This is a genomic window from Brevundimonas sp. GW460-12-10-14-LB2 (assembly GCF_001636925.1).
In the GTDB taxonomy this organism is placed as follows: domain Bacteria; phylum Pseudomonadota; class Alphaproteobacteria; order Caulobacterales; family Caulobacteraceae; genus Brevundimonas; species Brevundimonas vesicularis.
This window is the reverse complement of sequence record NZ_CP015511.1, coordinates 13156-31682: the sequence shown is the minus strand read 5'-3', so window position 1 is coordinate 31682 and position 18527 is coordinate 13156. Positions and strand designations below refer to the sequence as shown.

The window sequence follows — 18527 nt, the reverse complement described above, 5'->3', positions numbered from 1 at the left end:
AGGACGCCATCACCTTGGACCCGGCCCTGTTCGCAGGCGACGGGTGGCTATCCCCGCCGCCGATCCGCTGGGAAACTGAGCCGCCAGAAACCGAAGCATCGGTAAGGCTCATCCAGATGAAATCCTGAAATGTCCATTATCGCCTCCGCGCGCCAGCAATGGCTCGCCAATCCTCGCCGCGATCTTCTGGCGGGGACCGTCGTGGCCCTGGCCCTGATCCCCGAAGCCATCGCCTTTTCCATCATCGCCGGCGTCGATCCCGCCGTCGGCCTCTACGCCAGCGTGGTCATCGCCGTGACCATCGCCTTCGTGGGCGGCCGGCCGGCCATGATCTCGGCCGCGACCGGCGCCATGGCCCTGCTGATGGTCACGCTCGTGCGCGACCACGGGCTGGAATATCTCTTCGCCGCCTCGATCCTGTGCGGCGTGTTCCAGATTGTCATCGGCCTGCTGAAGCTGGGCCGCTACATCAAGTTCGTCAGCCGCAGCGTCATGACCGGCTTCGTCAACTCCCTGGCCATCCTGATCTTCCTGGCCCAGATGCCTGAGCTGATCGGCCGGGGCTGGATCACCTACGCCCTTGTCGCGGCGGCCCTTGTCGTCATCTACGGCTTTCCACGCCTCACCAAGGCCGTGCCCTCGCCCCTGGTCGCCATCGTCGCCATCAGCGCCCTGGTGATCGTGCTGAAGCTGGATGTGCGCACCGTCGGCGACATGGGCCAGATGCCGACCAGCCTGCCGATGTTCCACCTGCCCGCCGTCCCCCTGACGTGGGAGACGCTGGTCATCATCGCGCCCATCTCGGCGACCCTGGCCTTCGTCGGCCTGCTGGAAAGCCTGCTGACCGCGAACCTGATCGACGACATCACCGACACCCCGTCGGACAAGGATCGCGAGACGCGCGGCCAAGGGATCGCCAACGTCCTGTCGCCCCTGTTCGGCGGCATGGCCGGTTGCGCCATGATCGGCCAGTCGATGATCAACGTCACCTCGGGCGCGCGGGGACGACTATCGACCCTGTGGGCCGGGTTGTTCCTGCTGTTTCTGATGCTGGCGCTTCAGACCTGGGTCGCCCAAATCCCGATGGCCGCCCTGGTCGCCGTCATGATCATGGTCTCCATCGGCACCTTCGACTGGTCCTCGGTGATGAAGCTGCGCTCCACCCCGCTTCAGTCGTCCATCGTCATGATCGCCACGACCGTGACGGTCGTGGCCACCCACGACCTGTCCAAGGGCGTCATCCTGGGCGTGCTGCTGTCGGCGATCTTCTTCATGCGCAAGGTCGGCAAGACCATTGCCGTGACCGAGATTCCGACGCCGGAACCGGGCGTGCTGCGCTACCGCGTCTCAGGCCAGCTGTTCTTCGCCTCGGCCGATCTGTTCGCCGCCAGCTTTGAGCATCACGGCCATCCCACGCGCGTCGAGATCGATCTCAGCGACTCCCATCTGTGGGATCTGACCGGCGTCGCCGCCGTGGACAAGGTCGTCTTCCGCTACCGCCGTCAGGGCGCGGAGGTGCAGGTTTTGGGCATGAACGACGCCGCCCGTACCCTGGTCACGCGGGTGGGGCGGTTCGAGAAGATGCATCTGCCGGACGGCGCCGGCGCGCATTGAGCCGTCAGGCGGCGTTGGAGGTCGGTTCGAGGTCGGGCTTGGGCATCTTGCAGATGCGGTTCAGGTCGGCCCGGATGGAACTGCCCTGGAAGTGCGAGATTTCGGCGCCCGAATAGCCCTCGCCCGACAACGCTTTGACGACATCGCCGGTGTTCAAACAATCGTTGGTCCGAGCGAGCTGGTAGGCGCGCTCCACGACGTGGGTGCGGTTCATGTTGGAAGCCTTTCGTGCCCTCCAACAACGCGTGCCAAGCTAAACCGTTCCCATTATTGGATTTTCGGCCCGCCCGGCCCGCGCTTGCATCTGTCATGAATATCTGCGCACATAGAGCTCGTCGATCTCTCTGCGTAACGCCCACTCTCTCTGCGAACGCACGAGTCAAGGCCGCTCCCATTCAGACCCGACAGGCCGCAGGGACGTTCCCTCGGTCAATTTCTAACGGAGGTCTCAAAATGGCTACCGGCACTGTCAAATGGTTCAACCCGACCAAGGGTTACGGCTTCATCCAACCCGACGACGGCGGCAAGGACGTCTTCGTCCACATCTCGGCCGTCGAAGGCGCTGGCCTGCGCGGCCTGGATGAAAACCAGAAGGTTTCCTACGAGCTGGAACGCGACAAGCGTTCGGGCAAGGAATCGGCTGGCCAGCTGCAAACCATCGGCTGATTTCAGCGTCACAGCTGATCTGGCGACGGCGGCTCCTCACGGAGCCGCCGTTTTCAATTGGGGCGGCGAAACTGCTCCCCGACAATCTTCAAGTCTTTGGTCAGACGCCGCGCCCCTGCAGACGGACTTCGATCCAGTCACGAGCGTCTTGAAGGATCTGATCGGAAAGCGCGTCATTATCCAGGGCACGCGCCATGATCATTGCGCCGACCATGGTCGCCCAGGCACCGGTGGCGTCACGGCGCGCCTGAGCCGAAGGCGTGTCGGTGATCGTCGCTGCGATCCTTTCGATCTGAGCGCGAACGCCCGAAGTCAGAGCCTCGCGCGCTTCCGGCCCCTGGCGACGGATATCCGAGACGAGCGCCGCCGTCGGGCATCCCGCCGCAACGCCTTGTCTGTGCTGGGGTGAGAGATAGGCGTCCATGAAGGCAGAGAGATCGGCCGTTTCGGATTTTGCGCTGTCCGAATGCTCGAACACATGGGCCACCGTCTGGGCGATCAGATCGTCCTTGGACGAAAAATGCCCGTAAAATCCGCCGTGAGTCAGGCCCGCCGCCTGCATCACCTCGGCCACGCCGACGGCGTCGAAACCCTTAGCGCGAAACAGCCGGCCGGCCTCCGTCAGAATGCGTTGGCGGTTCGCCTTCATCTGCTCGCGGCTGACCTTCATGACGCAATCTCCCTTTCACCCATTGACACATACATGATGGCGGTCATATTTGGCAACATAGATGATAGCGGTCATGAATAATCAGATCGCAATGGAGCCTCTCATGTCCGACCTTCCCGCAGTTCTCATCACCGGCGCCTCCAGCGGCATCGGGGCGACCTATGCCGACCGCTTCGCCAGGCGCGGCCACGATCTGGTGATTGTCGCGCGCGACAAGGCGCGGCTGGACGCTCTGGCCGAGCGGCTTCGTGGGGAGGCCGGCGTGGCGGTCGACGTCATCCAGGCCGATCTGACAAACAACGCCGATCTCGAAGTGGTCGAGGCCCGACTGCGCGACGACGCCCGCATCGGCGTGCTGGTGAACAACGCCGGGCTTTCGGTCGCGGGACGCTTCGATCGCCAGGCCGCGTCCGACATCGCGCGGCTGGTGGCGGTGAACATTACGGCCGTCCTGCGACTGGCCCATGCGGTGTCGCCCCGCTTCGTCGAAGCCGGCCGGGGCGCGATCATCAATGTCGGCTCGGCGGTCAGCCTGGTCCCCGAGTTCGGCCAGACGGTCTATGGCGCCACGAAAGCCTTTGTCCTCTACCTGTCGCAAGGGTTGGCGTTCGAACTCGGTCCCAAGGGCGTTTATGTCCAGGCCGTACTGCCGGCCGCCACGGGCACCGAGATCTGGAGCCGCGCCGGCGCCGATCCGTCGCAACTGCCCCCCATGATGGACGTCGGCGAGATGGTGGACGCCGCGCTGGTCGGCTTTGACCGTCGTGAACCGGTGACGATCCCGCCGCTGCACGACGCCGGCCAGTGGGACGCCTTCCAGGCCGCCCGTCTCGTCATGCTGCCCGGCTTTGGGCAAGTCACCGCCGCCCCCCACTACAAGGCGGACGCGTGATGAGAGCCTTCTTCCTCAACCATTACGCCAAGAAGGCGACGCTTCGATTGGGCGAGGCGTCGGAGCCCAAGGTCGGCGACAGGGATGTGCTGGTCGAGGTGCATGCCGCCGGTCTGAACCTGCTGGATTCAAAGATCAGGGACGGGGCGTTCAAACCGATCCTTCCCTACAAGACGCCGCTGGTTCTGGGTCATGACGTGGCCGGCAAGGTCGTGCGCGTCGGCCGGGCCGTGCGACGGTTCAAGGTCGGCGACGAGGTCTATTCAAGGCCTCGCGACGGACGGATCGGGACCTTCGCCGACTATATCGCCATCACGGAAGACGACGTCGCGCCGAAGCCGCGCAATCTGTCGATGGAAGAGGCGGCGGGCGTGCCGCTGACGGCGCTGACGGCATGGCAGGTGCTGGTGGATCGGGCCGATCTGAAGCCAGGGCAGAAGGTTCTGATCCATGCCGGTTCCGGCGGGGTCGGCATCCTCGCGATCCAGTTGGCCAAACATCTGGGCGCCAGCGTCGCGACGACCGCGAGCGCAGCGGGCGCGGACCTGGTTCGCAGCCTGGAGGCGGACGTGGTGGTCGATTACAAGACCGAGGATTTCGCCCAGGTGCTGTCAGGATACGACGTGGTTTTGAACAGCCTGGACGGCGAGACGCTTGAACGGTCGCTGGATGTGCTGAAGCCGGGCGGCAAGCTGATCTCAATTTCCGGCCCGCCCGATCCGGCCTTCGCCAGGGCGCAGGGTCTGAACTGGATCATCCGCCAGATCATCGGCCTGGGCAGCCGCAAGATCCGGGCAGCCGCGAGGGCGCGTCAGGCGGACTACAGCTTCGTTTTCATGCGTGCGGACGGTGCACAGTTGAGCCGGATCACGGCCTTGATCGAAGCCGGCGACATCCGTCCGGTACTGGATCGCGTGTTCCCGTTCGAAGAGTTGAATGCAGCGCTGGCCTATATCGAGACGGGCCGCGCCAAGGGCAAGGTCGTGGTCAGCCTGAGGCCCTAAACTGATCGTTGTCGAAGGGCCGCGGCGCCAATCGCCCTACGCCTTCGTCTTGTCGATCCAGGCGGCGAAGGCGTCGGTGAAGCTTTTCAGGAAGGTTTTGGTGTCGTCCTTCTTCAGCTTGCCGTTCTCGTCCAGCAGGTCCGCGACATTGCCGATATAGGCCTCGGGCTGCTGCATCGTCGGCATGTTCAGGAACACAAGCGGCTGGCGCAGGTGGTGGTTGGCGCCGAACGCCGCGACGGCGCCGGGCGAGACGCTGACGATGGCGGCGGGCTTGCCCTGCCAGATGCTGTGGCCATAGGGGCGCGAGCCGACGTCCAGCGCGTTCTTCAGCGCGCCGGGAATGGAGCGATTGTATTCGGGCGTGACGAACAGCACCGCCTCGGTCGTCGCCACCTCCTCGCGGAACCGCTCCCAGGCGGGCGGCGGGTTGTCGGTTTCCAGATCGGGGTCATAGAGCGGCAGGTCGCCGATCTCGACCGGCTCGATCTCCAGCCCCGGCTCAGCCAGCGCCTTCAGCTCCATGCCGATGGCGCGCGAATAGGAGCCTTTGCGCAGGCTGCCGACGATCAGGGCGACGCGGACGGTCATGGAAGTCTCCAGGCTGGACGGGTTCAAGCGCCAGCATAACCGATCCGCGCCCCGGCGCGTTCCCTCAGCCCCCGAACAGGGCCGCCGCGAACGCTTCGCCTGCTGGTGCGGCCGACTTCGGGCCCAGGACGGCGCTGGCCGCCTGGCCTGACGCCAGTAATCGACCGCCGACCGCGCGCACGGCCTCGATCGTCTGGCCTTCCAGTTGCTCGGTCATCGACAGGCTGGAGCGCGGGGCGCCGAAGATCAGAGTCTGGGCGGCGTTGCGCCCGGCCCGGCTCATCGGGTTTTCGTCCGACATCCACAGGCCGGCCTTCATAACAGCCTTGGCCCGCGACAGCTCCTTTTCGGTGGGCCCGTTCTCGGCCAGGGCCCGCACCTCGGCCGCCGAGACCTCGGCCAATTCCTTCGCCCGATCCGCCGCCGCTCCGGCGTAGATGCCCAGTACGCCCGTATCCTCATACGGCTCCTGATAAGCGTCGATGGCGTAGGCCAGGCCGCGTTCTTCCCGCGCGCTCTGGAACAGGCGCGAGGCCATGCCGCCGCCCAGAATCTCGCCGAACAGCCGCATGGCCGAAAGCGCCGGATCGGTAGCGGACAGGGCCGGCAATTGGAACACAAGATTGGCCTGTTCGATCTTGCGCGTCAGCTTCGCGTGTCCGCCGACGAAGGCGGCCGGCGCGGGTGCGTCAGCCGGCGTCGCGACCGCATCGCCGAACCAGCGCTCGGCCAGGGCCAGCAGTTCGGTCTCTTCCACCGCGCCTGAGACCGACACCACCATCCGGTCGGGCGAATACAGCCGCGCGCGCCACGCCTCGACCAACGCCTTGTCGGCCGGCTTCAGACTGGCGACAGAGCCCAGGATCGGCCGGCCCAGAGGTTGTTTGGCGAAGGCGCGCGTCTGCACCATCTCGAACACATGGTCGTCGGGCGTGTCGAAGGCCTCGGCGATCTCCTGGGCCACCACGTCCTTCTCGCGCTCAATCTCGGCCGGGTCCAGCGTGGGGCGGAACACCAGGTCCGACAGCACCTGCATCGCCAGCGGCAGCGAGCCGTCCAGCCCCCGCACCTCGAAACTGGTCCGCTCGTATCCGGTGGAGGCGTTGATCGTGCCGCCCTCGGCCTCGATCCGCTCGACGATCTCGCGCGCGGCCATATCGCCGGCGCCCTTGAACACCAGATGCTCCAGCAGGTGCGACCAGCCGGACCGATCCAGCGGCTCCCAACGCGCCCCGCCCTTGACGGTGACGACGACGGCCAGGGTCTTCAGCCCCGGCATCGGATCGCAGATGACGCGAACGCCGTTGGACAGGGTGTGAAGCGTAGCGGTCAGGGGATGTCTTTCTTGGTGCGACGGCGAAGCAGGGCCACATAGAAACCCGCAAGCGCGATCGCCAGTCCGAACCATGTCAGGGCGTATCCGAAATGGTTGTTGGAAAAGGCCGCAGGCGGCGCGGACGGCCTCAGCGCCGGGAACTCGGGATTGACGGCGGTGATGGCGAACACGGCCTCGGGCCGGACCGGGCCGGTGACGTTCAGCGCCTTGGCCATCGCCGCCGTGTCGCGGGCGTAGAAGCGGCCGTCGCGGGGCGCCGGGCTCATGGCGCCGGGCTTGTCGAAGGTGCGGAACTCTCCGACCATCACTAGCGGCAGGGTGGTTTCGACCACGCGCGGACGCGCCGTCACGCCGTCGCCGACAAAGCCGCGATCGACCAGCAGGGTGAAATCCGCCCCCGCTGGCTTGCAGGCCGAGATCAGCCGCACTCCGGCCTCGCCGTCATGGATGCTTTGAAGCTCGACGAAGGGCGCGCTGGCCAGGCCGGGACAGACGATCAGCGCCTTCCTGAACTCCAGATCGCCCCCACTCCCCGTCTCGGCAAGCACCTGATCCAGTGGCGCGGGCGGTTTCGCCGCCGCCGCATCGGCCGCCGCGATCAGCCCTTCCTTCCACTTCAGCCGCTCGACCTGCCACACGCCCAGCCCGATCAGCAGGATCAGGCCCAGCACCGTCAGCACGGTCAGGATCCACGGGAAACGCTTCATCGCTGATTCCGATATTGCAGCCCGATCATCAGCCCCCGGCCCGGCCGCATCAGGGCCAGCGACAAAGCGATCACCAGCGGCAGCCAGACGATCAGATGCACCCACATGGGCGGATGGTATTTGATTTCGACGAAAAGGGCCGAGAAGCCGACGATGAAGCCGGCGATCTGCATGATGAAGCTGGCGGGGCCGTCGCCCGTCTGGATGGTGGAATAGTCCAGACCGCAGGCCGTGCAGCCGGGCGCCACCTTCAGAAAGCCCGCGAACAACGCGCCCTGGCCGCACCGGGGACAACGCCCCCGCAGCGCCCAGCGAACCGGCGTATCGGAAACGACGACGGCGCGGGACGATTCCTCGTTCCGCGCCGCTGCGATGTCTTCAGGGCCGTCTTGGTTCAACCGAAGACGACATAGACGAAGGCGAACAGGAACAGCCAGACCACGTCCACGAAGTGCCAGTACCAGGCCGCCGCCTCGAAGCCGAAATGCTTCTGCGGGGTGAAGTCGCCCTTCAGCAGGCGGATCAGGCAGACCGCCAGGAAGATGGTGCCGATCAGGACGTGGAAGCCGTGGAAGCCCGTCGCCATGAAGAAGATCGAGCCGTACAGGCCCGAGTTCACGGCCTCTTCGTTGAAGAACAGCTTCTCGTGCAGGATGTGGTTGTACTCATAGGCCTGGACGCAGGTGAACAGCACGCCCAGGGCCACGGTGATGATCAGGGCCAGCTTGGCGCCCTTGCGGTCGCCGACCTGGATCGCGTGGTGGGCCCAGGTGACGGTGCAGCCCGAGAGCAGCAGGGTCACGGTGTTCAGCAGCGGCAGTTGCCACGGCGACAGAACCTCTACGCCCTTGGGCGGCCAGGTCGACCAGGCCTTGGCGGTATCGGCCCAGGTGCCGACTTCCGGCGTCAGCGCCCGCGACTCATGGAACAGCGCCATGTCGAAGAACATCCAGAAGAAGGCGACGAAGAACATCACCTCCGACGCGATGAACAGGATCATGCCGTAGCGCAGGCCCAGCGAAACGACCGGCGTATGGTCGCCCGCCTTGGATTCCTTGATGACGTCCGCCCACCAGCAGAAGGCCGAGATCAGCACGCCGGCCAGACCAGCGAAGAAGACGCCCGGCTTGCCTTCAGCCAGGAAGTTGGCGGCGATCGGGCCGCCGTCCGCCGGGGCCAGGCCCTTCATCCAGATCACCGCGCCGATGAACATGATAGTCGCAGCGACCGAGGACACCAGCGGCCAGGGGCTGGGTGCCACCAGGTGGTAGTCGTGCTGCGGAGTGGCGTGGGCGTCAGCCATGAATCGCGTCTCTTCGTCGGCCAGAGTCGGTTGTTATAGCGGCTATAGCGTTCGATTTTCCCCGACGCCAGAGCCACGCCGTCTTTCCGCCTTGTTCGGGCATGCGGACGGGGCTCAGCTCTTGCGGGCCATTGGATCGGCGGGGTCGTCCGGGCTGTCGCCCAATGCGCCGCCCATGCCCATTCCACCGCCGCCCATCCCTGCGCCCATGCCGCCCCCGCCCTCGCCACGGCCGCCCGTTGCGCCGGCCCCGGCGCCGCGGCCTCCGGTCGAGGACGGGCGCGTCGGGCCTTGCAAGGGCATGTCCGGTCCGGTCGGCACGGGCGCCAAGTCCAGCGCCTGACGGATGAAGTCGCGCAGCGAAACCACCAGATCATGCGTCCGCACCGGCCGCCCGGCGACCAGTTCACGCGCCGCCTGTTGCGCCAGTCTCACCTGGTCCTCGGTGCCCAGCAGGATGATATCCGCAAGACTGGCCTCGACCGCGTCGCGGATACGCCGGGTCCGGTCCGACCCCGCCGTCGCCTCGGCGCTGAGATCCAGTCCCGCCTCGCCTTGCGAGGCGTTGCGGCGGCTCAGGTCGCGCTTGTGCGTCGGATCGACGGTCAGGTCGCCGGTGAAAGATCCGCCCAGCACCTTGTAGGCGGAGATAAGGGTCTTCAGCCGTTCGTTGATCTGGCGGTTCATCCGCTCGCGCCGCTGCTGGATGGTGAACATCATCACCAGCCGGATGCCCATGCCGATCAAAGTCACGAGCGCCAGCCCGACCAGGGTCAGCAGCAGACTGTGCCAGTTGGTGAAATCCAGACCGCGCAAATCCCGTCTCCGTCTCCGCGTGCAGCATGCACCTGGAGATGAAACGCACGCCGACGCGAACGGCGCCGTGTGATCAGCCGTTCATCGCCGCGAACGCCTTGGCCGAAAAAGCCGACAGCGGCTGGGGAAGGTCGTCCAGCGCGAACCAGCCGATGTCCGACAGCTTGTCCGGCTCGGTCAGCGTCGGCTCGCCCGTGAAATCGCGGGTGACATAGATCAGCGACACCCAGTGCTGGCCGTCGGCGAGAATGATCTCTTCGGCCAGGCACAGGAAATCGACCGCGCCGATCTTCAGCCCGCTCTCCTCCTCGGCTTCGCGCCGCGCGGCGTCGATGGAGCGCTCCATCAGGTCGACCTTGCCGCCGACGATGTTCCAGAACCCGGCCTCGGGCGCCTTCAGCCGCTTGCACAGCAAGACCCGCCCGTCGGCGCGCTGGATCACCAGCCCGCAGCCGACGCCGGGAAAGTCCACGCCCGGCTTCAACGTCACGCCTTCGGCGCGTCCACGGACGGATAGAAGGTGTAGCTCAGGGTGATGTCGCGCGCGCCCTTGGCCTCACGGTCCGTGGCCAGTTCGGGGGCGATGAAATACTGGACCGGGAACTGGCGCGTCTCGCCCGCCGCCAGCGTCTGGTCGGTGAAACAGAAGCATTGCAGCTTCTGGAAATACGGCCCCGTCTGCTCGGGTGAGACATTGTAGCTGGCGCGCACCTGGATCGGCTTGTCCGAGGTGTTGGTCACGTCGAAATAGGCCAGGCCCGTCTCGCCGATCCGCACCCGCTGGGTCGACTGCTCGGCGCGGAAGGTCATCGGCACGCCACGCACATTGGTGTCGAACCGCACCATGACCGTCTCGTCCAGCACGGTGTCGGAGGCCTTGTCGGCCTTCATCGTCGTGCCGCCGAAGCCTGTGACCTGACAGAACATCCGATAGAGCGGCACCGCCGCGAACGCCGCCCCGGTCATGCCCATCACCCCGAAAACACAGATGATGGCGATCAGATTCTTGCGGCCCGCCTTCATGGCTGTGAGGTCTCCACCGCCGTCGCCAGGGCGCGCTCGGCCGCCTGGTTCTGTTGCAGGCGCAGCACCGTGGTGGCGAACACCAGCACTATGAAGGCCACCAGCGCCGAGGCGATCCAGACGTTGCGACGCTTGCGCGCGCGAAGTTCCTCAGGCGTCAGACGCATGGTTTTACGCTCCCAGACCGGACAGGGCCTCGACCAGCAGCGCCGAGAACAGCGCCATCAGATAGAGGATGGAAAAGGCGAACAGGTCCCGCGCCGGTTTGGCCTGGACCTTGACGTCATACAATGCGGCCTCGCGTCCCACGGCCTCGGCCTTGTCAGGCTCGTCGCCCGCGCGCGAGCGATAGAGACGCACCGCCAGGCCCAGGAAGCCCAGACCGCCCGCGACCGACACGACCAGATAGACGATCCCGCCCAGCCCCGCGAAGGCCGGGGCGATGGCGACCGGCACGAAGACCAGGGTGTAGAGCAGGATCTGCAACCGCGTGGACTTGGCGCCCTTGGCCACCGGCATCATCGGAATGCCCGCCTTGGCGTAATCGCCGGCCGAATACAGCGCCAGCGCCCAGCTGTGCGGCGGGGTCCACAGGAAGATGATGAGAAACAGCAGCCACGCCTGCCACGGCGCATGGCCCGTCGCCGCCGCCCAGCCGATCACTGGGGGAAAGGCGCCCGCCGCGCCGCCAATGACGATGTTCTGGGGCGTCCGCCGCTTCAGCAGCAGGGTGTAGAAGCCGGCGTAATAGACGATGGTCATGGCCAGCAGACCGGCCGCCAGCCAGTTGGTGTTCATCCCCAGCAGCATGACCGAGAACAGGCTCAGGATGACGCCGAAGGCCATGGCGTCGTTCTTGCGCACGCGTCCCGCCGCCACCGGCCGGCCACGCGTGCGCCGCATCAGGGCGTCGGTTTCGCCTTCCAGCGCCATGTTCAGCGCCCCGGCCGCCCCTGCGCCCACGGCGATGCACAGGATGGCGATGGCCGCGACCAGCGGATTGACCGATCCGGGCGCGACGATCAGCCCGGTCGCAGCGGTGAACACCACCAGCGACATCACGCGCGGCTTCAGCAGCTGGAAGAAATCCTCCGGCTGGGCGGTCGAGAGAACGGGTCGGGTCTGAACTTCGGTCATCGGTGAGGGCCGCATAGCATACCCAAATGAAGAAGGCCGCCCCTTCCGACGGAAAGAGCGGCCTTCGATTTCATATCGCTGGAAAGGCTTAGTGCTCTTCCGCCTTGATGACCGGCAGTTCGTTGAACTGGTGGGCCGGGGGCGGCGAGGACAGGGTCCACTCCAGGGTCGTGGCGCCTTCGCCCCACGGATTGTCGACGCCCGGACGACGACGGATCGCCGCCTCGGCCAGCATGATCAGGAAGACCAGCACGCCAACCGCCGTGATCGCATAACCGATCGACGAGACGTGGTTCCACAGGGTGAAGGCTTCCGGATAGTCGATGTAGCGACGCGGCATGCCCTGCAGACCCAGGAAGTGCTGCGGGAAGAACACCAGGTTCACGCCCACGAACATGATCCAGAAGTGGGTCGCGCCCAGGAACTCGTTGTACTTCACCCCGAACATCTTCTCGAACCAGTAGTAGAAGCCCGCGAAGATCGCGAAGACGGCGCCCAGCGACAGCACATAGTGGAAGTGCGCCACGACGTAGTACGTGTCGTGCAGGCTGTAATCGATGCCGGCGTTCGACAGGACCACGCCGGTCACGCCGCCGACGGTGAACAGGAAGATGAAGCCGATCGCCCACAGCATGGGTGTCTTGAAGCTGATGGAGCCGCCCCACATGGTGGCGATCCAGCTGAAGATCTTCACGCCCGTCGGCACCGCGATGATCATGGTGGCGGCGATGAAATAGGCGCGCAGATTGATGCTCATGCCGACGGTGTACATGTGGTGCGCCCACACGATGAAGCCGACGAAGCCGATGGCCACCATGGCGTAGGCCATGGCCAGATATCCGAACACCGGCTTGCGGCTGAAGGTCGAGACGATGTGGCTGATGATGCCGAAGCCCGGCAGGATCAGGATGTACACTTCCGGGTGACCGAAGAACCAGAACAGGTGCTGGTACATGATCGGGTCGCCGCCGCCGGCGGGATCGAAGAAGTGGGTGTGGAAGTTGCGGTCCGTCAGCAGCATGGTGATGGCGCCGGCCAACACGGGCAGCGACAGCAGCAGCAGGAAGGCGGTGATCAGCACCGACCAGGCGAACAGCGGCATCCGGTGGATCGTCATGCCCGGCGCGCGCATGTTCAGGATGGTGGTGATGAAGTTGATCGCGCCAAGGATCGAGCTGGCGCCCGCGACGTGCAGGGCGAAGATGGCCAGGTCGAAGGCGGGGCCGACGTGGCCCGTGGTCGACAGCGGCGGATAGGCTGTCCAGCCCCCGCCGAAGCCCTTGCCCGGTCCGCCGTCGGTGAACATCGACAGGATCAGCAGGCACCAGGCGGCGACCAGCAGCCAGAACGAGATGTTGTTCATGCGCGGGAAGGCCATGTCCGGCGCGCCGATCATGATCGGCACGAACCAGTTGCCGAAGCCGCCGATCATGGCGGGCATGACCATGAAGAAAATCATGATCAGGGCGTGGGCCGTCACGACGGCGTTATAGCCGTGCTTGGACTGCTCCACGAGACCCAGCAGCTGGATCGACGAGCCTTCCTTGAAGATCTGGATGCCCGGTTCGGCCAGTTCCCAGCGGATCAGGCCCGACAGGGCGCCGCCCACGATGCCCGCCATGATGGCGAACATCAGATACAGGGTGCCGATGTCCTTGTGGTTGGTCGACAGGAACCAGCGGGTGAAGAAGCCCAGCTTGTGGTCGTGATGGTGGTCGTCGTGAGCGTGACCGATGTGGGTCGCGTCGCGGGTTACGGTAGCGTCAGCCATGTGTCTCTGTTCGCCTCTTACTGGGCGGCCGGCGCGGCGGACGCCGCGGCGGGAACGGGTTGGTCGGCGGTGGCGCCGACGGGGGCGGCGACCGGGGTCGCGGCGTCGGCGGCGGGCGCAGGCGCGGCTGCGGCCGGAGCGGCGGCTGCGGCGGGCGCGGCGACCTTGGGCGTCATCGAACCGCCCTTGGAGGCGATCCACTGTTCGAACTGGGCCTGGGTCACCACCCGGATCTCCAGCGGCATGAAGGCGTGGTCGACGCCGCACAGTTCCGAGCACTGGCCATAGAAGACGCCGGTGCGCTCGGCCTTGAACCAGGTGGTGTTGATGCGGCCGGGAACGGCGTCGGTCTTCAGGCCGAACGCCGGCAGGGCGACGGCGTGGATGACGTCCGAGGCGGTGATGACCAGCTGGACCGTCTTGCCGACCGGCACGACCATCGGCTCGGTCGCGGCCAGGCGATAGGGCACGCCCTTGGCCTTGGCTTCCTCTTCCGGGAGCATGTTGGAGATATATTCCGCGACGCCCTGGTCCGGATACTCATAGGCCCAATTCCACTGGTTGCCGGTCACCTTCACCGTCAGGTCCGGCGACGGCATGTCGTGATAGGCGAACAGCAGGCGGAACGAGAACAGGGAGATGAAGACCAGGATCAGCACCGGCAGCACGGTCCAGATGATCTCGATCGTGGTGTTGTGGCTCCAGCGCGCGGGCGTCGGATTGGCCTTCTTGTTGTAGCGGAACACGATCCACGCCAGCAGGCCCAGCACCAGCAGGGTGATGGCCGTGATGATCGGCATCAGGATCACATCGTGGAAGAAGTGCGCATCATGCTTCAGTGGCGACGCCGCCGGTTGCAGCGTGATGCCGCCCGGGGTCGGCTGACCCATCAGGTCCTGCGCCCACGTCGGCGCCGCAGCGAACATCGCCAGTCCGGCGCCCAGAACGATGGAGGACGCGCAAGTCGCGGCCTTCCTCAACGTCCCTTGGGCTCGCTTGCCCATCCCCATATGAGACTTCCCCATAAAACCGTTATGCAGCAGATACTTGCGAATGGCTCGCAAGAGATCACGCTGGCGCGATTCCCACGCCCGGCGTTCTCGGTCACCTATCGGATCGCTTTCGGCTTGCCAAGCGATCAACGGCGCTCAGGCCGCAAAGCCGCCTTCAGCCGGCCTCGATTAAATCGCTGTCATGTTTCGATAGCTACCTTGCGTCACAAGATACCTTGTCGTAGTCAATGACCATCAACGGGAGAGCCGAGGTGCCAGAAACTATCGAGATACAGCTGAAAAAGGGCGTGTTGGGGCTTTGCGTCCTGGCCCTGCTGAACCGGGCGGACAGCTACGCCTACGAGATCGCCAGCCGCCTGTCGGACGCGATCGATATGGGGGAAGGCACGATCTATCCCCTGATGCGCCGCATGCAGTCCGAAGGACAGGTCGAGACCTATCTGGTCGAATCCTCCGCCGGGCCGTCACGCAAATACTACCGACTGACCGAAGCGGGCCGGGGGGCCCTCGCCGCCCAGACTGCCGAATGGTCCGCCTTCACCAAGGCCGTCGACGCCATCGTGGCGAACGACGCCGATCAGGGAGCCGCTCAATGACGCGCGCCGAATTCATCGATCGTCTGAAGGAAGGCCTCGTCGGCCTGCCGACCACGACCGCCAACGACATCATCGCCGACTATCAGACCCACTTCGACGACGGCCTGGCCGCCGGCCGCACAGAGGCCGAGGTCGCCTCCGCGCTCGGCGATCCGGTCCGCCTGGCTCGCGAACTGAAGGCCGAGGCCGGCATCCAGCGCTGGCATCAGGAGAAGAACCCCTCCGCCGCCGCCGGCGCCGTCTTTGCGGTCCTGGGCCTGGGGGCGCTGGACATCCTGATCCTCCTGCCCCTTCTGATGGGCGTGATCGGGACCGTGTTCGGCTTCTTCATCGCCGCCATCGGACTGTTCATCGCAGGCGGCGTGATCATGGTCGCCGGCCCCTTCGCCGGCTTCCCCGGCGGGCCGTTCGCGGCGATCCTGATGGGGCTGGGCCTGATGGCCGGCGCCGTCTTCATCGGCGCCCTGCTGACCATCTTCACCATCTGGCTGGTCAACGGCGTCGTCTGGTTCGCCCGCCTGCACTACCGCCTGCTGAAGCCGGCGCTTGAGCCGACCAGCGTTCAATCCACCTCGACCTCGGGAGTCTCGGCATGATCCGCACCCTGTTCATCATCGCCGGCGCCGCCCTGGTGCTGTGCCTGGTCACCGTCGGCGGCGCGCTGGCGATCGGCGGCCACGACCTCCAGCGCCACGGCTGGGCCTGGACCATCAAGGACCAGGACGGCGAGACCATCCGCTTCGAGCGGGTCAAGGGCGGCGGGACCGACGACCTCGGCCCGCTCACCACCCGCACCCTGCCTTGGACCGGCGGCGAGACCCTGACCGTCGATTCCAGCATCGACGTCGACTATGTCCAAGGTGACGCCAACACCGTCGTCATCACCGGGCCCAAGGGTCTGACCGACCGTGTCCGTCTGATCGACGGCCGCCTCGATCTGGGCGACGGCGACGAGCGGGTCGTGTTCGGCTGGAGCAACGGCAACTTCTCCGCCCGCTCCGAGCGCGACGAACTGAAGGTCGTCATCACCGCGCCCAAGGTGAACCGCTTCAACGCCAAGGGCTCGGGCGACCTGCAGATCACCGGCTATGACCAGCCTTCGCTGGCGCTCGACATCGCCGGATCGGCCGAGGTCACCGCCTCGGGTCGCACCGACGAGCTGAAGCTGGACATCGCCGGCTCGGGCGATGCGTCCCTCGGCGATCTGGCGACCCGCGACGCCTGGGTGGACATCGCCGGCTCCGGCGACGCCCGCATCGCCCCGACCGGCGACGTCAAGGTCGCCATCGCCGGCTCCGGCGACGTGGCCCTGGCCACCCGCCCCGCCAACCTGAACAGCACCGTCTCCGGCTCCGGCGACGTCTATCAGGACTGACGATCGCGCCGATCACTGTGGAAAGGGGCTGGGTTCACCAGCCCCTTTTTCTGTGCGCCCGCCTTGGAAACGGGGAGCGGCGCCTTCACCCCTCGGGCCCTACGCGCTAAGTCAGCCGCATGACTTTCGCTCCCCTCCCCGACGCCGGCGCCAACTGGGTCGATCGGCATGCGCCGGAGGGGCTGAAGCCGTGGTTGAAGCTGGGGCGGTTCGATCGGCCCATCGGCATCTGGCTGCTGCTGTTGCCCGGCTGGCAAGGGATCGCCCTGGCCCTGGCGCAGTATCGGCAGGCGCCGGGTCTCTATGATCTGTGGCTGTTCGTTGGTTTCGGCATCGGCGCCTGCCTGATGCGAGCGGCGGGATGCGCCTTCAACGACATCGTCGATCGGGATTTCGACGCCCGGGTCGCCCGCACCGCCCAGAGACCCATCCCGTCCGGCCGTATCTCGGTCAAACAGGCCTGGGCCTTCGTCGTCGCGTGCAGCCTGATCAGCCTTTTGGTCCTGCTCACCCTGCCGACCGTCGCCGTCGGGCTGGGCGTGGGATCGCTGGCCCTTGTCGCCGCCTATCCCTTCATGAAGCGGATCACCTGGTGGCCCCAGGCCTGGCTGGGCCTGACCTTCAACTGGGGCGCCCTGATGGGGTTCGCCGCCGCCCTGCCCTTGGCGGCGGCCGCCTTGCTGCTGCCCGCCGATCTCGCCGGCGAGTTCCGGCCCTTTCTGTGGTCCCCGGCCAGCGAAAGCGGCCATGCGATCGCCCTGACGTGGCAGGCCTATCTCCCCGCCGTCCTGCTGTGGATCGGCGGCGTCTTCTGGACCCTGGGCTACGACACCATCTACGCCCTGCAAGACATCGAGGACGACGCCATGATCGGCGTGAAGTCCTCGGCCCGCCGACTGGCCTCGGCCGTGCGGCCCGGCGTTGCGGTCTTCTATGGTCTGGCGGTCGCGCTCGCTGTCTTGACGGGCCTGTCCGCAAATCTCGGTCCGCTGTTCTGGCTCGGACTGCTGATCTATGCCGCTCATCTGGCGCGTCAGGTCGTGCGGCTGGACCGCAACGACGGCGCCCTGGCGCTGAAACTGTTCAAGTCCAATCGCGAGGCCGGCCTGATCCTGCTGGCCGCTATCGCTCTTGGCTCAATCTCCCTGTGATCCCCCGATGATGGAGTTTCCCATGTCGCGCACCGCCCGAATCCTGCTGTTGTCCGCCGCCGTCGCCGCCACCCTGGCTGCCTGCCAGCGCAAGGAAGACAAGGCCCAGGCGCCGGCCGCGCCGGCCCCGGCCGCTGCACCGGCCATGTCGAACACCCCCGTCGGCTATGACAGCAAGACCCCCTATGCCGCCGTCAAACTGACCCTGCCCCCGGCGATCAAGACCACGCCCGCCCTGCACGCTGCCCTCTATGCCGACACGGTGCGCGACCTGAAGCAGTTCGAAGAAGGCGCCCAGGCCGACCTCAGCGAGGCCGGCGGCGGCCCGAACCCTTATGAAAAGTCCATCGCCTTCGCGCCCGGAGCCGAGACTGGCAAACTGGTCAGCCTGGCCCGCACCGATTTCGAGTTCACCGGCGGCGCCCATCCCAACACCAGCTTCGACGCCGTGATCTGGGACAAGACGACCAACAAGCGGCTGGGCTTCGCCGACCTCTTCCGGCCGGGCGCCGACCTGTCGGTTCTGGACAAGGCCCTGTGCGCCGCCGCCAACGCCGCCAAACAGGCTCGCTCGCCGGGTTCGGAGGCCGCGACCCTGGACGGCAAGATGTGGACCTGCCCCAAGGCCGTCTCGACCCCGTTCGTCCTGACGCCGGGCACGACGCCGGGCAAGGCGGGCGGCGTGACCTTTCTGATGGGGCCCTATCAGATCGGCCCCTATTCGGACGGCCCCTACTGGATCGCCCTGCCGCAGAGCGTCTTCCGCGCCCTGCTCAACCCCGCCTACGCCGAGCAGTTCGACGGCGCCCCGGTCAAGGCCGGCGACGTGACGCCGAAGAACGGCTGAACCAATCCTCCCCCG

The 18527-nt window shown here is 66.2% G+C and carries 23 protein-coding genes and 1 other annotated feature; of the genes, 9 read left to right on the top strand and 14 right to left on the bottom strand.

Translation table 11 applies throughout. The features are described 5' to 3' along the window. Positions 1-13 precede the first annotated feature (13 nt). Positions 14-77 (top strand) — a sequence feature (sul1 is cis-regulatory element that is thought to sense ions involved in sulfur or methionine metabolism; They are found in Alphaproteobacteria). A gap of 52 nt (positions 78-129) precedes the next feature. Further along, positions 130-1614 carry a SulP family inorganic anion transporter gene (locus A4249_RS00185; protein ID WP_197458418.1) on the top strand — a complete coding sequence of 495 codons (1485 nt, stop codon included), beginning with the start codon at positions 130-132 and terminating at the stop codon, positions 1612-1614. Between the two features lie 4 nt (positions 1615-1618). Here A4249_RS00185 and A4249_RS00180 read toward each other — a convergent pair whose 3' ends face one another. Further along, positions 1619-1828: a hypothetical protein gene (locus tag A4249_RS00180; protein WP_055753991.1), complete on the bottom strand. Its 210-nt coding sequence runs from the start codon at positions 1826-1828 to the stop codon at positions 1619-1621. 239 nt (positions 1829-2067) lie between these two features. Here A4249_RS00180 and A4249_RS00175 point away from each other — a divergent pair, with 239 nt between their 5' ends. Further along, positions 2068-2280 carry a cold-shock protein gene (locus A4249_RS00175; RefSeq protein WP_008260410.1) on the top strand — a complete coding sequence of 71 codons (213 nt, stop codon included), beginning with the start codon at positions 2068-2070 and terminating at the stop codon, positions 2278-2280. A gap of 100 nt (positions 2281-2380) precedes the next feature. On the opposite strand, the gene A4249_RS00170 is transcribed toward A4249_RS00175, so the two are convergent. Further along, complete coding sequence (locus A4249_RS00170) at positions 2381-2950, bottom strand: TetR/AcrR family transcriptional regulator (RefSeq protein ID WP_066549718.1); 570 nt, start codon at positions 2948-2950, stop codon at positions 2381-2383. Positions 2951-3053: 103 nt separating this feature from the next. Between A4249_RS00170 and A4249_RS00165 the strand changes: the two genes are divergently transcribed. Next, complete coding sequence (locus A4249_RS00165; protein ID WP_082854208.1) at positions 3054-3842, top strand: SDR family NAD(P)-dependent oxidoreductase; 789 nt, start codon at positions 3054-3056, stop codon at positions 3840-3842. Beyond that, complete coding sequence (locus tag A4249_RS00160) at positions 3842-4846, top strand: NADP-dependent oxidoreductase (RefSeq protein ID WP_066549714.1); 1005 nt, start codon at positions 3842-3844, stop codon at positions 4844-4846. Before A4249_RS00165 ends, A4249_RS00160 begins: the two co-directional genes overlap by 1 nt. Positions 4847-4882: 36 nt before the next feature. Here A4249_RS00160 and A4249_RS00155 read toward each other — a convergent pair whose 3' ends face one another. The 12 genes from A4249_RS00155 to coxB all read right to left on the bottom strand — a co-directional run bounded on the left by A4249_RS00155 (position 4883) and on the right by coxB (position 14534). Continuing rightward, positions 4883-5437, bottom strand: a complete 555-nt coding sequence (locus tag A4249_RS00155) for an NADPH-dependent FMN reductase (protein WP_066549711.1) — start codon at positions 5435-5437, stop codon at positions 4883-4885. A gap of 64 nt (positions 5438-5501) precedes the next feature. Beyond that, positions 5502-6716 carry a M16 family metallopeptidase gene (locus tag A4249_RS00150; RefSeq protein WP_156494551.1) on the bottom strand — a complete coding sequence of 405 codons (1215 nt, stop codon included), beginning with the start codon at positions 6714-6716 and terminating at the stop codon, positions 5502-5504. A gap of 50 nt (positions 6717-6766) precedes the next feature. Beyond that, complete coding sequence (locus tag A4249_RS00145) at positions 6767-7480, bottom strand: SURF1 family protein (protein WP_066549708.1); 714 nt, start codon at positions 7478-7480, stop codon at positions 6767-6769. Further along, the gene (locus A4249_RS00140; protein WP_066549706.1) at positions 7477-7878 is read right to left on the bottom strand and encodes a DUF983 domain-containing protein; all 402 of its coding nucleotides are present in this window, start codon (positions 7876-7878) and stop codon (positions 7477-7479) included. The genes A4249_RS00145 and A4249_RS00140 overlap by 4 nt, the downstream gene beginning before the upstream one ends. Next, the gene (locus A4249_RS00135) at positions 7875-8783 is read right to left on the bottom strand and encodes a cytochrome c oxidase subunit 3 (protein WP_017505724.1); all 909 of its coding nucleotides are present in this window, start codon (positions 8781-8783) and stop codon (positions 7875-7877) included. The genes A4249_RS00140 and A4249_RS00135 overlap by 4 nt, the downstream gene beginning before the upstream one ends. Positions 8784-8897: 114 nt before the next feature. After that, the gene (locus A4249_RS00130; protein ID WP_066549703.1) at positions 8898-9599 is read right to left on the bottom strand and encodes a hypothetical protein; all 702 of its coding nucleotides are present in this window, start codon (positions 9597-9599) and stop codon (positions 8898-8900) included. A 73-nt stretch (positions 9600-9672) separates the two neighbouring features. Then, positions 9673-10089 carry an NUDIX domain-containing protein gene (locus A4249_RS00125; protein ID WP_066549698.1) on the bottom strand — a complete coding sequence of 139 codons (417 nt, stop codon included), beginning with the start codon at positions 10087-10089 and terminating at the stop codon, positions 9673-9675. Further along, positions 10086-10622, bottom strand: coding sequence for a cytochrome c oxidase assembly protein (locus A4249_RS00120; RefSeq protein WP_017505722.1), 537 nt, complete (start codon positions 10620-10622; stop codon positions 10086-10088). Before A4249_RS00120 ends, A4249_RS00125 begins: the two co-directional genes overlap by 4 nt. Next, positions 10619-10789, bottom strand: coding sequence for a hypothetical protein (locus tag A4249_RS16710; RefSeq protein WP_017505721.1), 171 nt, complete (start codon positions 10787-10789; stop codon positions 10619-10621). Before A4249_RS16710 ends, A4249_RS00120 begins: the two co-directional genes overlap by 4 nt. A gap of 4 nt (positions 10790-10793) precedes the next feature. Continuing rightward, positions 10794-11759: a heme o synthase gene (gene cyoE / locus A4249_RS00115; protein WP_066549697.1), complete on the bottom strand. Its 966-nt coding sequence runs from the start codon at positions 11757-11759 to the stop codon at positions 10794-10796. A gap of 88 nt (positions 11760-11847) precedes the next feature. Beyond that, on the bottom strand, positions 11848-13530 hold the full coding sequence (gene ctaD, locus A4249_RS00110; protein ID WP_055753981.1) for a cytochrome c oxidase subunit I: 1683 nt from the start codon (positions 13528-13530) through the stop codon (positions 11848-11850). 17 nt (positions 13531-13547) lie between these two features. Beyond that, on the bottom strand, positions 13548-14534 hold the full coding sequence (gene coxB / locus A4249_RS00105) for a cytochrome c oxidase subunit II (RefSeq protein ID WP_066554524.1): 987 nt from the start codon (positions 14532-14534) through the stop codon (positions 13548-13550). A 260-nt stretch (positions 14535-14794) separates the two neighbouring features. Between coxB and A4249_RS00100 the strand changes: the two genes are divergently transcribed. The 5 genes from A4249_RS00100 (at position 14795) to A4249_RS00080 (ending at position 18512) form a co-directional block, all read left to right on the top strand. Next, positions 14795-15139: a PadR family transcriptional regulator gene (locus A4249_RS00100; RefSeq protein ID WP_039244893.1), complete on the top strand. Its 345-nt coding sequence runs from the start codon at positions 14795-14797 to the stop codon at positions 15137-15139. Continuing rightward, positions 15136-15735 (top strand): DUF1700 domain-containing protein, encoded by a 600-nt coding sequence (locus A4249_RS00095; protein ID WP_066549694.1) that lies wholly within the window; start codon positions 15136-15138, stop codon positions 15733-15735. The genes A4249_RS00100 and A4249_RS00095 overlap by 4 nt, the downstream gene beginning before the upstream one ends. Continuing rightward, a complete protein-coding gene (locus A4249_RS00090; RefSeq protein WP_066549692.1) occupies positions 15732-16514 on the top strand; it encodes a GIN domain-containing protein in 783 nt (260 codons plus the stop codon). Before A4249_RS00095 ends, A4249_RS00090 begins: the two co-directional genes overlap by 4 nt. A 119-nt stretch (positions 16515-16633) precedes the next feature. Then, positions 16634-17665, top strand: coding sequence for a UbiA family prenyltransferase (locus A4249_RS00085; protein ID WP_066549689.1), 1032 nt, complete (start codon positions 16634-16636; stop codon positions 17663-17665). A 22-nt stretch (positions 17666-17687) separates the two neighbouring features. Continuing rightward, entirely contained in the window at positions 17688-18512 is an 825-nt protein-coding gene (locus tag A4249_RS00080; protein WP_066549687.1) for a DUF3298 and DUF4163 domain-containing protein, read from the top strand. The last annotated feature ends 15 nt before the right edge of the window (positions 18513-18527 follow it).